This window comes from Streptomyces qinglanensis (assembly GCF_900111245.1).
Taxonomy (GTDB): domain Bacteria; phylum Actinomycetota; class Actinomycetes; order Streptomycetales; family Streptomycetaceae; genus Streptomyces; species Streptomyces qinglanensis.
Window position 1 is genome coordinate 273,358 of sequence record NZ_FOGO01000010.1, and the last position, 12,812, is coordinate 286,169.

General features: G+C 74.9%; 11 protein-coding genes and 1 pseudogene. 3 read left to right on the forward strand and 9 right to left on the reverse strand.

All coding sequences use genetic code 11. From position 1 onward, the window contains the following. Position 1 precedes the first annotated feature (1 nt). From BMX65_RS21595 to BMX65_RS21610, 4 genes are all read right to left on the reverse strand, one after another. A complete protein-coding gene (locus BMX65_RS21595; RefSeq protein WP_075001998.1) occupies positions 2 to 1,057 on the reverse strand; it encodes an AAA family ATPase in 1,056 nt (351 codons plus the stop codon). Beyond that, positions 1,054 to 3,363, reverse strand: coding sequence for a VMAP-C domain-containing protein (locus BMX65_RS21600; RefSeq protein ID WP_075001999.1), 2,310 nt, complete (start codon positions 3,361 to 3,363; stop codon positions 1,054 to 1,056). Before BMX65_RS21600 ends, BMX65_RS21595 begins: the two co-directional genes overlap by 4 nt. A 507-nt stretch (positions 3,364 to 3,870) precedes the next feature. Then, positions 3,871 to 4,278, reverse strand: a complete 408-nt coding sequence (locus BMX65_RS21605; RefSeq protein ID WP_075002000.1) for a CU044_2847 family protein — start codon at positions 4,276 to 4,278, stop codon at positions 3,871 to 3,873. 180 nt (positions 4,279 to 4,458) lie between these two features. Further along, positions 4,459 to 5,898: an amidase gene (locus tag BMX65_RS21610; protein WP_275435215.1), complete on the reverse strand. Its 1,440-nt coding sequence runs from the start codon at positions 5,896 to 5,898 to the stop codon at positions 4,459 to 4,461. 199 nt (positions 5,899 to 6,097) lie between these two features. Between BMX65_RS21610 and BMX65_RS21615 the strand changes: the two genes are divergently transcribed. Next, positions 6,098 to 6,781, forward strand: coding sequence for a TetR/AcrR family transcriptional regulator (locus BMX65_RS21615; protein ID WP_075002002.1), 684 nt, complete (start codon positions 6,098 to 6,100; stop codon positions 6,779 to 6,781). A 133-nt stretch (positions 6,782 to 6,914) separates the two neighbouring features. Here BMX65_RS21615 and BMX65_RS21620 read toward each other — a convergent pair whose 3' ends face one another. From BMX65_RS21620 to BMX65_RS21635, 4 genes are all read right to left on the reverse strand, one after another. Next, positions 6,915 to 8,042: a PadR family transcriptional regulator gene (locus BMX65_RS21620; protein WP_075002003.1), complete on the reverse strand. Its 1,128-nt coding sequence runs from the start codon at positions 8,040 to 8,042 to the stop codon at positions 6,915 to 6,917. Between the two features lies 1 nt (position 8,043). Then, positions 8,044 to 9,063: a DUF4097 family beta strand repeat-containing protein gene (locus BMX65_RS21625; RefSeq protein ID WP_075002004.1), complete on the reverse strand. Its 1,020-nt coding sequence runs from the start codon at positions 9,061 to 9,063 to the stop codon at positions 8,044 to 8,046. A 257-nt stretch (positions 9,064 to 9,320) separates the two neighbouring features. After that, positions 9,321 to 9,506 carry a DUF6104 family protein gene (locus BMX65_RS21630; protein WP_075002005.1) on the reverse strand — a complete coding sequence of 62 codons (186 nt, stop codon included), beginning with the start codon at positions 9,504 to 9,506 and terminating at the stop codon, positions 9,321 to 9,323. 157 nt (positions 9,507 to 9,663) lie between these two features. Further along, entirely contained in the window at positions 9,664 to 9,876 is a 213-nt protein-coding gene (locus BMX65_RS21635) for a hypothetical protein (RefSeq protein WP_075002006.1), read from the reverse strand. A 156-nt stretch (positions 9,877 to 10,032) separates the two neighbouring features. Between BMX65_RS21635 and BMX65_RS21640 the strand changes: the two genes are divergently transcribed. Then, the gene (locus BMX65_RS21640; protein WP_079172019.1) at positions 10,033 to 11,313 is read left to right on the forward strand and encodes a sensor histidine kinase; all 1,281 of its coding nucleotides are present in this window, start codon (positions 10,033 to 10,035) and stop codon (positions 11,311 to 11,313) included. 52 nt (positions 11,314 to 11,365) lie between these two features. On the opposite strand, the gene BMX65_RS21645 is transcribed toward BMX65_RS21640, so the two are convergent. Further along, complete coding sequence (locus BMX65_RS21645) at positions 11,366 to 12,109, reverse strand: HAD family hydrolase (RefSeq protein WP_075002007.1); 744 nt, start codon at positions 12,107 to 12,109, stop codon at positions 11,366 to 11,368. A gap of 348 nt (positions 12,110 to 12,457) precedes the next feature. Here BMX65_RS21645 and BMX65_RS32985 point away from each other — a divergent pair. After that, a pseudogene (locus BMX65_RS32985) lies at positions 12,458 to 12,812 on the forward strand (transglycosylase SLT domain-containing protein); the annotation flags it as partial.

Below are 12,812 nucleotides of genomic sequence, written 5' to 3' on the forward strand. Positions count from 1 at the left end.
GTCACCTCGGGCGGTCGAGCGGCCGCAGCAGCATCTCGGCGAGCCGGTCGCGGGAGACCCGCTCGACGCCCGAGGCATGCTGGGTGAGGAACAGGGCGTTGAGGAGCTGGTCGGTGGCGATGACCTGGCCCGGCTGGCGCCGCAGGAACCGCTGGACCAGTTCGGCGCCGTCCTCCAGCGCCTCCTCTCCCAGGTGCGCGAGGACCATCGCCGCGAGCTGCTCGTCGCCGGGCGGTTTGAGGTCGAGCTGGATGCAGCGGCGCAGCAGCGCGGCCGGGAAGTCCCGCTCGCCGTTGGAGGTGAGCACGATGAACGGGAAGGCGGTGCAGCGCACCCGGCCGCCCTCGATCCGGGCCCGGTCGCCGTCCGCGGTCAGCACCTCGGTGACCGGCTCGCGATCGGCGATGCGCTCCAGCTCGGGGAGGGTGAACTCGCCGTCCTCCAGGACGTTCAGCAGGTCGCTGGGCAGGTCGATGTCGCTCTTGTCCAGCTCGTCGACGAGCAGCACCCGGGGCAGCGGGACCCCGCCCGGCTCGGCGGGGCGCGCGGGCAGCAGCGCCGTACCGAGCGGGCCCAGCCGCAGATAGGAACCGATCGGCGGGCGGTCGGGCGGCGTGCCGTGCCCGGCCACGGCACGGTCCAGTTGGACGTCCTGCAGCCGGCCGATGGCGTCGTAGTGGTAGAGCCCGTCCTGCAGGGTGGTGCGGCTGACGATGGGCCAGCGCAGCACTCTGCCCAGGCCCAGTTCGTGCGCGACCGCGTGCGCGAGAGTGGACTTTCCGGTGCCGGGATTGCCGGTGACCAGCAGCGGACGGCGCAGGTACAGCGCCGCGTTGACGGCCTCGACCTCCTCCGGGCGCGGGTGGAGGCTCTCGACCAGGCGGCGCCGGGCCCCCAGCCGCCGGGCGGTGTCGGCGCCCTCCGGACCGCCCCCGCCGTCCGGGGAGTCCGGTCCGGTGCCGACGCCCGTGAAGTCCCGCCAGGGCGGCGGGTCGGGCAGCTCGCGCACGGCCTCGTGCGGCACCCCCGCACCGCGGTAGATGCGCCAATCGCTCACGGTGTGCTCCTCAACGCTGTCGGCGGCCTGGGCATGAGCGGTGGTTCGCGCAGCGGTCCGTCCCCCGAGGTCCTGTGGGGCGGATCGTAGAGCAGGACGATATGCCGTGCCCAGGCCGACGAGGGATCAATTGGCGTGCTGTCGGCGCCCGTTGACACTTCCGGGTCATCGGCCGGCTCGGCGTTGCGGTTGCGCAGGGTCCTGATCCGCAGCGGGATCTGCCGTGCCGAGGGCGCCTCGGCCAGCAGTTCGGCGGCGCGCCGGTGGAACTCGGCGCAGTCGTCGTGGTCCTGGCCGTCGCCGCAGCCGTGCCGCCACAGCGCCATGGCGTGCCCCGCGCCGAGCGCCGCCGCCATGGCCCGTGCGCCCGGGCCGCTGCCGACCCCTGCGCAGTAGACCGGCACCGCACCGGGCGAGGCCGCGCGCAGTCTTCCGTAGGTGGCCTGCCCGCCCTCGGGACCCGGCGCGTCGTGTCCCGCGTCGGGCACCTCCCGGCGCAGCGGCACGGCTTCCAGGGGGCCGCTCAGGACGGCGGCGGCGCGGGTGCGGCACTCGGGGGTGAAGCCCTGGTCCTTGCGCGTCCGGTCACGTACGACCACGAGTCTGCGCTGGCCCAGCGGCATGGTGTGCGGGTTGAACGGGTCGTCGGGGTCGTAGGGGCGGGCCCGCCACGCGTCCACCGGTTCGTCGAACAGCGGACGGGGCAGCATGAACTCCACCGCCGCGAGGTGGTCGTCCACGTCGCACTGGTCGAGCGCCTGGGACAGCGCGGCGCGCACCGCCTCCTCCAGCCCGGAGCGCGGCGCGTCCTCCCGGCTCTGCTCGACGGTGATCTCCTCGCGCTCGCCGTCCTCACCCGCGCCCTGGTCCCCTTCGGGGAGCTCCCCGAAGGCTCCGGCGGCGGCCTCACCGGGGAGTTCGTCCTTGTCGGCCGGGCGCACCAGCGCCACCCGCCAGGCGTGCCGACCGGAGCCGTAGATGTCCGGCTCTATCTCCACCAGCACGTCGGCGCGCGCCGCTGAGGCCGCGCGATGTCCGTCCAGGACGCCGGGGACCTGGGCCCGGATGACATCGTTGAGCAGTGTCCGCGCCGTGCGCTCCACCCACTCGCGCAGTTCGGCCAGGGCGCGGACCACACGCGGCGTACGCCCGGGACCCGCGCGGTGGAGCGCGGCCGTCACCTTCGCTGCGTACAGCACCACCGCCTCCAGCGCGAGGTCCGGGGACGGTTCCTCCTCGGCCGTGCTGTGGTCCCACGGGTTGTAGAGCAGGCCCGCGCCCTCCCGCCAGGAGCGCGGATCGTGGTCGCGGAGCGTGTAGGGCCGACGCAGCACCATGTTCCGGGCCTCGTTGGCCAGTTGCAGCACCTGGCCGGCCCCGGTGGGCGGCTCGACCTCGGCGAACAGCGCGTACAGCTCGGCGCGCCGGTCCACCGTGAACCCGTAGGCGGGCTCGCCGCCGGTGGGGCCCAGCCGGGCGTGCTGCCGGTGCCAACTGTGGCCGAATCCGGTGTAGCGGCGCAGGTGGTGCCGGTCGTGTGCGGAGAGCACCTCGTGCAGCACCCGGGCGCCGCGCGGTCCCGCGTCGCACAGTCTGCGCAGGGCGGTGACGGGCGTCGCCAGGCCCGTGCCCGGCCGCCGGCCCGCCCCCTTGCTCACGCCGAGCACCGTGCCGCGCCGCTGGTCGAGCACGGGTCCGCCGGAGCAGCCCTCGGTCAACTGGTCGCCGCTGAGCATGAGCGGGCGGCCGACGACTCCGGTGGCCTTGCCGAGCCCGGTGAAGAACATCTGCTCGCCCCGGACCTCCCCGGGCGCCCAGCCGTACAGTCCGATGTCCGCGGGGGTCAGTACGGAACGGTCGCTCAGCCACAGGCAGTCGGCGTCCTCGGCCCCCGGCACCCGCACCAGCGCCAGATCGGGGAAGGGCCAGGGGGAGGGCGGCGCCTGGGGGTCCTCGGGGCGCGGCAGTCCGAAGGCCAGCTCTCCGAGGAGGACTGTGCCGCCGACCGCGTCGGTGCCGTCCGCGGCGGCGGGGCCGCCCGCGCTGTCGGCGGCGTCCCCGATCGTGATGCCGATGGCGCGCTCCCCCCTCCAGACGGGCGCGGCCCCCTTGCCGAGGACGTGTGCGCACGTGAGGACCCATCCGGGCGCGACGAAGAAGCCGCTCCCCCAGAACGCTCGCCGGCTTCCGTCACTGCGGCGGCTGTCGCCGCTTGTCCCGCTGCTTCCGTCGTACCCCTCGGGGGGTGCCCCGATGCGCACGACCGAGGCGCGAACGGAGTCGGCGAGGTTCGCGGGGGCGTTCATACGGCACAGGGCGCGCACGGCAGCACGCCGAATCGTGAACCGCCGGCTCGCGCGGCTCGCACTCCTGTCACAACGCTCCCCCCTCTACGCCAGGTTCCCCGCAACCTCCCAGCAGGCCAGTGGCCGGAACTGACAGGCGGCAGCCGCAGGTTCGGGGCCGGGCCGCCCCGTTGCCGAGGGGGCGGCAGTCCGCGCCCGGTGCGCCGCGGTCGGCTGCCCGCCGGGCCGCTGTCCTTCGGGCCGCTGCTGTCGGCCGGGCTGCTGTCCCTCGGACCGCTGCTGTCGGCCGGGCTGCTGTCGGCCGGGTCGCTGCCATCGGGCCACTGTCCACCGGTTCGCAGCCGCTGTTCGCCGCGGGCCCCGGGCCGCGGGCGGCTGCCCGAGGAGCGCGCGGGACGCCTCGTCTCCGGAGCGCGTCAGCGGTCGCGCTCCGGCGCCGCGCCTTCGTACGCCCGGGTGCGTCGTTCCCCGCACCCCCTGCCGGGGCCCCGGCGGCCGGACTCCGGCTCACCCGCCCTGCGGGGGCGAGCCGGAGTCCCCGGCACCGGAGTCCGGTTCGGGGGCGGCGGCCTCGGGCTTGCGCCAGGTGAGGGTGACGGAGACGGCGCCCTTGGCCTCACCCTCGGCGAGGACCGCGGCCAGAGCCTTGCCGGACTTGACGGCGAGTTCGACGCCGAACGTCGCGCTGACCTCGTCGGGGCGCGCATGCCGGGCGGCGGCGAGCACGGCGGAGCCCACTCCGCCGATGACCTCGTTGAGCTGCCGGGCCCGGGCGACGAGCATGTCCTGGACACCCACGTCGTCGTACTGGAACTCCTCGGCCTCCGACGGCACTTCGTCGTCGTCCAGGACGTGCACCCGGGCCAGCACCGTCTCCCCGCCCGGCAGCGTGATCTCCCGGATCTCCTGCTTCATGTGCGCCCCCTCGCCTCCGCCACCGACGCTCCCGTCGAGGCCCTGCACGACTCAACCTGCCCTGTACCGGGCCCCCTTGAACCCTTCCGGCCCTCCGGTCCCGGCCGCACCGGCCGGGACCGGACAGGAGCCGGGCGGAACGGGCCGGCCCCGCGCCCGCCGTCCCGCGGCGGGGCGCTCCTAGCCCGCGGCCGCCGGTGCGGCGTCCGGGCGAGGGTCGAGCGGGGTGAGCACACCGAGGCGGTCCTCGACCGCCTGAGCGGCCTCCAGGCACAGGTCCTCGCGGAACGCGCGCCCGACGAGCTGCACACCGAGCGGCAGCCCGTCGGCCACGCCGGTCGGCACGGCGACCCCGGGCACGCCCGCGAAGCTGGTCGCCGTGCACAGGCGCATCGCCGAGCCGACCCGCTCCCGTCCCGCCCGGTCCCGTGACTCCAGCCCGGGTTCGACGGGCGGCTCCGTGAACACCGGCCCGAGCAGCAGCGGGTACGTGTCGAGGAACTCCGCCCAGGAGCGCCGCACGCCCAGCCAGACCCCCATCAGCTGCATGAACTCGGCGGTGGTCGCGGGCGGGGTCTTCTCCCTCGTCATCTCGATGTAGCGGTCCCCGCCCTCGCCCAGCAGCGTGCGCAGCACCGGCCAGTTGGGGGCGAACTCGGTCATGACGATCCGCTGGTACGCCTCCAGCGACTCGTCCAGCCGCGGCACGTCCGCCACCTCCCGCACGTCGTAGCCGGCCTCGCGCAGCGCGTCGGCCGCGGCCGTGACAGCACCGCGGACCGCGGGGTGGACGCCGTGCCCGCCGGGGTCGGCGACGACCGCGACCCGCACCGGCCCGGGCAGCGGCTCGCCGCGGACGGGCACCGGGACAGCCCGCGGGTCCCGCGGATCGGTCCCGGCCAGCACCTCGTACGCCAGCCGCAGATCGGCGGTCGTGCGGGCCAGGGGCCCGTCGGTGACCAGCATCTGCGAGGCCGGTCCCGGATCGTCCGGTCCGAGGATCCGGTGGTCGGCTGGGAACCGGCCGACGGTGGGCTTGAGGCCCGCCACGCCGCAGAACGAGGCCGGGATCCGCACCGACCCGCCGGAGTCGTTGCCGAGGCCCAGCGCGGCCATGCCGGTGGCGACGGCCGCTCCGTCGCCACCGCTGGAGCCGCCCGGAGTCCGGCTCGGGTCCCACGGGTTGACGGTGTCGCCGAACAGTTCGCTGCGGGTGTGCATACCGGCCAGGATCAGGGTGGGGACGTTGCTGTGGCCGATCGGCACGGCCCCGGCGGCGCGTAGCCGGGCCACCGGGGGTGCGTCGGCGGCCGCGACCAGGTCGCGGAAGCGGGCGGCTCCCATCGTGGTCGGCACGCCTTCGACGGCCGTGGTCTCCTTCACCGTGAACGGCACTCCGGCCAGCGGGCCCAGTTCCTCACCCGCGGCCCGGCGGGCGTCCGTCCGCGCCGCGGCTTCCCGCGCGCGCTCGGCCATGAGCTGCGTGACCGCGTTGACCCGCGGGTTCACGTCGGCGATGCGATCCAGGTGGCTGCCGACCAACTCGGCGGCCGATACGTCGCCGTTCCGGACCGCCGCCGCCTGAGCCGCGGCCGGCATCCGCCAAAGGGCGTCCCGCACGTTTGCTGCCCTCCCCGTTCCTGTGTCGAAGTTCTCGCGGTCCGCGTACACGCAGTACACGCAGTAGCAGTACGCGCGGTACACGCAGTGCACGCGGCACCCGCGGTTCTCGCACCGCAGCACCGCAGCACCGCAGCACCGCAGCAGCACCCTAACCCAGATCCGATACACTCGTATTGAAATAAGGAGGCGCCCGCACATGCCCAAGCAGGTGGACTACGAGAGCCGACGCCGGCGGATCGCCGAGGCCGTCTGCGTCCTCGCCGACGCGCACGGCCCCGAGGGGGTGACGATGCGCGACGTGGCCACCCGCGCGGAGGTCTCACTGGGCGCTGTGCAGCGCTGTTTCCGCACCAAGGAAGAGATGCTGGTGTTCGCCGTCGACCACGTCGGCGCACGCGTCACCGAGCGCATGCGGGCCCGGCTGTCCGGGGCACCGGAGCGGTCGGCCGCCACCGCTCTGGAGCACGCGGCCACCGAGATCGCCCTGCTCCGCAGCGCACACCGTGCGGAGGCCCGGGTGTGGCTCGCGTTCGTCGCCCAGGCCGCCGTCAGCGAGCCGCTCGCCGCCAGACTCCGGATCAGCTACGCGGCCCTCCAGGATCTCCTCGCCCGCCTCGTCACCGAGGCCGTCGAGGTCGGCGACGCAGACGCCCCGGACGCCCCGGACCCCTCGGACGAGCCGGGCGACGGCGGCGCGGCACGCCTCGACCCGCAGCGCGAGGCCCGGGCCCTGCTCGCCCTCGCGGACGGCCTGACCAGCCATGTGCTCATCGGGCATCTGGCCTCCGAGGAGGCCGAGGACATCCTGCGTGCGCACGTGGTCCGCCTCTGGGAACGCCCCCGCACCAGTCGGCCCGGACAGGCCGCCCGAGCCGAGTGACGCCGACCGCCCCGGCGCGCCCGGAGCCGACCGCCCCTGTGCGCAGGCCCACCTCAGGCCCACCGCGGACCGGCGCCGGGTGCCGGAGGCCGGGCGGGACGGCGGAGCGCACCGGCCCACCGCGGGCAGGGGGTCAACTCCCGCCCGCGGCGCCCTCCGTGGATCCGCCCTCGCCGGAGGCGCCGGCACCCCCGCCGGAGCCGCGCAGCACGACCCCGATGTGGGCCGCCGCGGTGGACAGATGCCGGCGCACTTCCCGCAGTTCGCCCTCGCCGACACCGTGGTCGCGCGCCGCGTCCCGTACGTCGTCGCGGAAACGGTCCAGGAGGCGCTCGAGATCGCGCGCCGGATCGCCGGTGGAGTCGGCAAGCGGCAGATCGCCCCCGTCATCGGGCCCCGCTCCGGCGGCGCCGGGGCGCTCCTCCGCAGGGCGCTCCTCCGCGGGGCGGGGCGACGGCTGGCCGGCGAACCGCCCCAGGTCGCCCATCTCACGGGCGAGTTCGGACATGCCGTCGCGGACGGCGCCCGACCAGTCGCCGCCCCGCATCCGGGTCTGCACCTGCTCCTGCACCTGGTGGGCGATGCGCCGCACCTCGGCGAGCGCCGCGCTGTGCGCCTCGCGCTCCTTGCGGGCCTGCTGCTTGGCCTGCTGGGCCTCTTCCTTGGCCTTGCGGGCCTGCTCCTTCCACTCGTCCTTGGCGCGGCGCATCTCCTCCTTGGCCTGCCGCCACCCTTCCTTGTCACCACGTACGTCACCACGTACGTCACCACGTACGCCCCAGGCGCCGCCCCAGGCACTCTCCGGGCCGGGAGCACCCCCGGCCCCGGAGGAGGCCGCGGCGCGGCCGCGCCCGCGCCCGCCCTTGGCGCGGCCCCGGGCGTCCCGCGCCTGCTCCCGCATCTCGCGCCGCAGGTCGCTGGCCGTGCCGCTGACGTCCTCGCGGATGTCGGCGGCGAGCGCGGCCACGGAGTCGCGGATCTCCACCTCCAGCTCGGCGAGTTCGGCCTGCCGGTCGACCAGCTCGGCCCGGCCGGCCTCCGTGATCGAGTAGACCTTCCTGCCGCCCTCGGTGGTGTGGCTGACCAGCCCCTCGGCCTCCAGCTTGGCCAGCCGGGGGTAGACGGTTCCGGCGGAGGGCGCGTACAGCCCCTCGAACCGCTCCTCCAGGAGGCGGATGACCTCGTAGCCGTGCCGGGGTGCCTCGTCGAGCAGCATCAGCAGATACAGGCGCAGGCGGCCGTGCGCGAAGACGGGGGGCATGTCACAGGTCCTTCGCCGGAGAGGGGGTGCCCGGCTGCCCGGGCGGATGCGGAGCGCCGGCCGGCGCCGCCTCCCGGGCGGGCGCGTCGCAGCCGGAGCCGGACTCCTGCGCGGGGCGCGGCACGTCGGCACGGGGGCCGGCACCGGGGCGGGGGCCGGGGTCGGCCGGGTCGGCGCCGTCTTCGCAGACGTCAGCGCCGGGTGGCCGGCGGAGGAGGGCGAGGCCGCCGGAGACGTTCACGGCATGCAGGGCTCCGCGACCGGTACCCAGGGTGCCGGTGATGCGGTGGTCGCCCCAGCCGCCGGTGTGCAGGTCGTCGAAGGCGCTGGAGACGGCGCCGCCCGCGGTGTGCGCGTCCACCGTCAGGTTCGCGTCGTCGGGGAGCCGGAGCGCCAGCTCGCCCGAGACACTGGAGAGCCGGATCTCGGCGGGCCGGTCGCCGCGGGGCGAGGCCAGGTCGAGGATCATCGCACCGCTGACCGAGTCCGCCCTGATCTGGTCGGCGGAGGCGTCGATGCACGTCAGGTCCCCGGAGACGGTGGAGAAGCGCAGCGAGCCGGAGAGGCGCTGGGTCTCCACGCTGCCGGAGACGGTGTCGGCCGCGACGTCACCGGACAGCCCGACCAGGGTCGTGTCTCCGGAGACCCCGGCCACCCGGGTGCGGCCGCGCACCCCGGAGACGACGGCTCCGGCCGTGACGACACCGACCGACAGCGCGACGTGCGCGGGGACCTGGACGGAGACCTCGACCTCGCGCCGCCAACCCTTGCGGTCCAGCCACTCGAGGAAGCCCCGCCAGGGCAGGTCGTCGTAGGCGAGGACGAGCCTGCCGCCCTCCCGCCGGACGCGCAGCGGCGGTCCCTCGACCTTGCCGATCTCGACGCGGGTGGCCGGCTCCTGGGTACCGACGACGTTGACGGTCCCGCCCACCACGCGGATCTGGAGTTCCGTCACCGGATCGTCGAACTCGATCCGCTGCGGCGTCGTGATCTCCCACGAGCGATCGTCGGATGCGGACACTGCGCGGCCTCCCGGACTCAGCACTGCGGGCGCACGGGTGAGGCCGTTCGGAATCGACCGTACGGCACCCCAGCGCGACGACATATCGCGTATAGCCGTAGACACGATATGTCGCGTATCGCGAGCCGTGCAAGCCTCCGCGTCCGGCGAGCCCCCGCGCACGCCCGGGGACCGGCCCGCCCGCCCCGATCCGGCCGAACGGACCCGGTCGACCCTGCGCCCGTCCTGATCAGTCCCGTCGCCCTCGTCGGTCCTGGTCAGTCCTCGTCCTCGTCCTCGTCGTCCAGTCGTGCCAGCCAGGTCGCCAGCCGCTCCACCGGCACCTCGAAGTCGGGGTTGAGATCGACGAAGGTGCGCAACTGTTCGGCCAGCCATCCGAGGCTGACCTCCTCCTCGCCGCGCCGCTGCGCCAGCTCTTCGATGCCACGGTCGGTGAAGTACACGGTTCTGCTCCTGGTCGATCCGTACGGGGAAGTGCGGCCTGCCGCGGCCTCAGAATATGCCGCGGCCCGCACCTCTCCCGCCCCGCCGGGTGGGACCGCCGGCCGGTGCGGCCGCCCACGCCGTCCCGTCACCGCCGTCGACCGCCGTCAACCGCCGTCAACCGCGTCGCCCCACCGCTTCCGAGGCCGCACCGACCGCGACACCGAGGACGAGCAGCAGGACGCAGGCGTAGACCTCGTAACCGTCGAGAAGGCCGACCCGCTGGACCACCGTCCACAGGTTGAACCGGCCGCCGGTCACCTCATGCAGAATGCCGCCCGCGCCCTGGGCGAGGAGAACGAAGGACACGAAACCGAGAAAGTTCTTCATGGCGGCAGCCTGACCCGCGCGGACCGGACGCCGGATCGGGCTTCGGCCTCGACGGAGGCGACGAAAGTCTGCGATACGGCGCGCGGCTGTCATACCGAAGTCGCCGCCTGCCGGGCACAGGCCCCGACGGCACGCGGCACGCCGTAGATTCGCCGCATGGAACTGCTCGGCACCGAACGCGGTGAACGACTGCCCGCCGTGGCACGGCTGCTGCACCGCGGCAACGGGTCGGTGCGCCGCGCCGCGCGACGGATACGCCGGACCCGGCAGCACCGCGAGGAGAGCGGCACCGCCTCCCGCGCCCGCCGCGGGATACGCGACCGGAGCGTGGACACGGGCGCGTTCCTGTTCGCCGGATGCTTCCTGGTACTCACCGCGGATTCGGTGGTGATCGACCCCGGCACCTCCGAGACCGCGCTGTTCCTCGACCAACTGACCGGCGCGCTGGCCTGCACGGCGCTGTTCCTGCGGCGGTGGCAGCCGGTGGCGCTCGCCGTCGGGCTGCTGCTCCTGGAGCCCTTCTCGCACTTCGTCACCGGACCGATCCTGGTGGCGCTGTTCACCGTCGCGGTCAACAGGCCGCCCCGCGTCACCGGGTACGTGGCATGCGTGACCTTCGCGCCGGTGCCGTTCCTCCTGGCCAGCGGACCGGCGGCGGACGACCCCAGGACCGCGTCGGCCGCCACCTACTTCGCGCTGGTCGCCGGGAGCATCGGCTGGGGCCTGTACGTACGGTCGCGGCGGCAACTCGTCGTCTCGCTGCGCGAGCGGGCCGCACGGGCCGCGGCCGAGTCGCGGCGCGAGGCACGAGAGGACATCGCCCGCGAGATGCACGACGTACTGGGCCACCGGCTCTCCCTGCTGAGCGTCCACGCGGGCGCCCTGGAGTTCAACCCCGGCGCCACCCGGCAGGAGGTCGGGCAGGCCGCTGCCGTGATCCGCGACAGTGCCCACCAGGCGCTGGAGGACCTGCGGGACATCATCGGCGTACTGCGCGCGCCGGAGGACGGCGACCGCCCGCAGCCAGTGCTCGCCGACGTCGGGAACCTGGCGGACGAGGCCCGGCGGGCAGGCGCCTCGGTCGCACTCGATGTCGCAGTGGTGGGCGGACCGGGCTCCGCACCCGCGGTCGCGGGCCGCACGGCGTACCGCATCGTCCAGGAGGGCCTGACGAACGCCCGGAAGCACGGCGCGCACCCCACCGCACCCGTCTCCGTGACCGTACGGGGCGCCTCGGGTGCGGGCCTCACCGTCGAGATCCGCAACCCTGTGCGGCACGACGGCGCAGCCCGTGACCTCGCCGGTCCGCGGGTCCCCGGAGCGGGGCAGGGCCTCATCGGACTCGCGGAACGCACACTGCTCGCGGGCGGCACCCTCGAACACGGCAGGGACGGCGGCGACTTCCGCCTCTACGCGACTCTCCCCTGGCCGGGCTGACCCGCGGCACCGCCCCACGCGGCAGCCGACCGGTACGTGCGAGCGGCCCGTGTCACCCGGGCGCGCGCTCCTCGATCCCGGCCAGCCGCAGCACCGCGTCCAGGCCCCGGAATCCTCCTGGTGACGGACCGGCCGGCAGGACGTACGCCCGCAGGCCCGCGCCCGCGGCACCGCCGTCGGCGGCCGGGTGATCGCCGACCATCAGCGTCTCGCCCGGCCCCGCGCCGAGCTCCCGGCAGGCCGACCGGAAGAGCGCGGGATCCGGCTTCTCCGTGCCGTGCTCGTAGGAATGCACCCAGCACGAGAAGTACTCGGCCACTCCGTGGTGCGCAAAGGTGTCCCGCAGGTCCCAGCCGACATTGCTGACGACGCCGAGCGCCAGTCCGGCGCCGCGCAGCGCAGCCAGCGTCGCGCCGGTGTCCGCGTACGGCACCCAGTGCCCGGGGGCGCGCAACTGCTCGTAGAGCACCTCCGCGACCGGAACGAGCGCCGGCACCGAGGCGTACCAAGCCGTGAAAGCCCGCCGGTGAGCGGCGGCCGAGACGTCCCTGGCCTGCTGCGCCGCCACCACGGCCGGTTCGGTGAGCCCCCGCTCCAGCCCGCCGAGCAGGTCGTCCATCTCGCCTTCGCCCACCGGACGCCCCAGGGCAGCCCGGATCCTGTCCGCGTACGCCCTGACCTGGAACAGCGTGCCGGAGAAGTCGAAGAGGACGGCGCGGAGCGGGGCAGGAGGCGCGGGGGCGGCGACTCCGGCCCTGATCGGACCTTCGGGGCCGCAGACAGGAACCGTATGCATCCGCACGTCCTACCCCCCGAGGCGGCGCGGGGAACGGCTGCGGTGTGCGCAGGGGTGGGTACTGGGGGTGTGGGGGCGGGGGTGTGGCGGGGTGGGTGGTGTGAGGCCGCCCATAGGGTCCAGGCCACGTACGACTCACCCTCGTATGTCCGGAATGCCGGTATCGGGGTGGGTGCGGGGACAGCACCCCCGGCCTGGTGCGGGGGACTAGGCCGGGTCGTAGGTCACATGTTTGCCGGGGTGGGGGGTGTCTTGCGCACGGTGGGCCCCACGCCGCGCAACCACACGACCGGCAGCCCCGTGCCGGGTGCGGCGTCACGTCCCCCACGCGAAAGGCTCCCCTTCCCCATGCGCACCACCCTGAGCACCCTGACCGCCGTCCGTCCCACCCGTCGTGCGGCCGTCAGCGGTCTGACCGTCCTGGGTGCGGCCGGTATCGCCGCCACCGCCCTGACCGGCACCGCCCACGCCGCCCAGCCCGACGCCGCCTCCCCGGCCGCCCACCGGGCCGCCGCCACCGCCCAGCACCTGACCACCCAGGCCACCCAGGCCGAGCAGAGCGCGGACAAGGCCGCCAAGGACAACAGCAAGAGCAAGGACAACAGCAAGGGCGAGGGCGAGGGCAAGGGCAAGTACGCGGACAACCTCGACGGCTGGATCCGCGAGGCCCGCGCCGTCATGGCCAAGCACGACATCCCCGGCA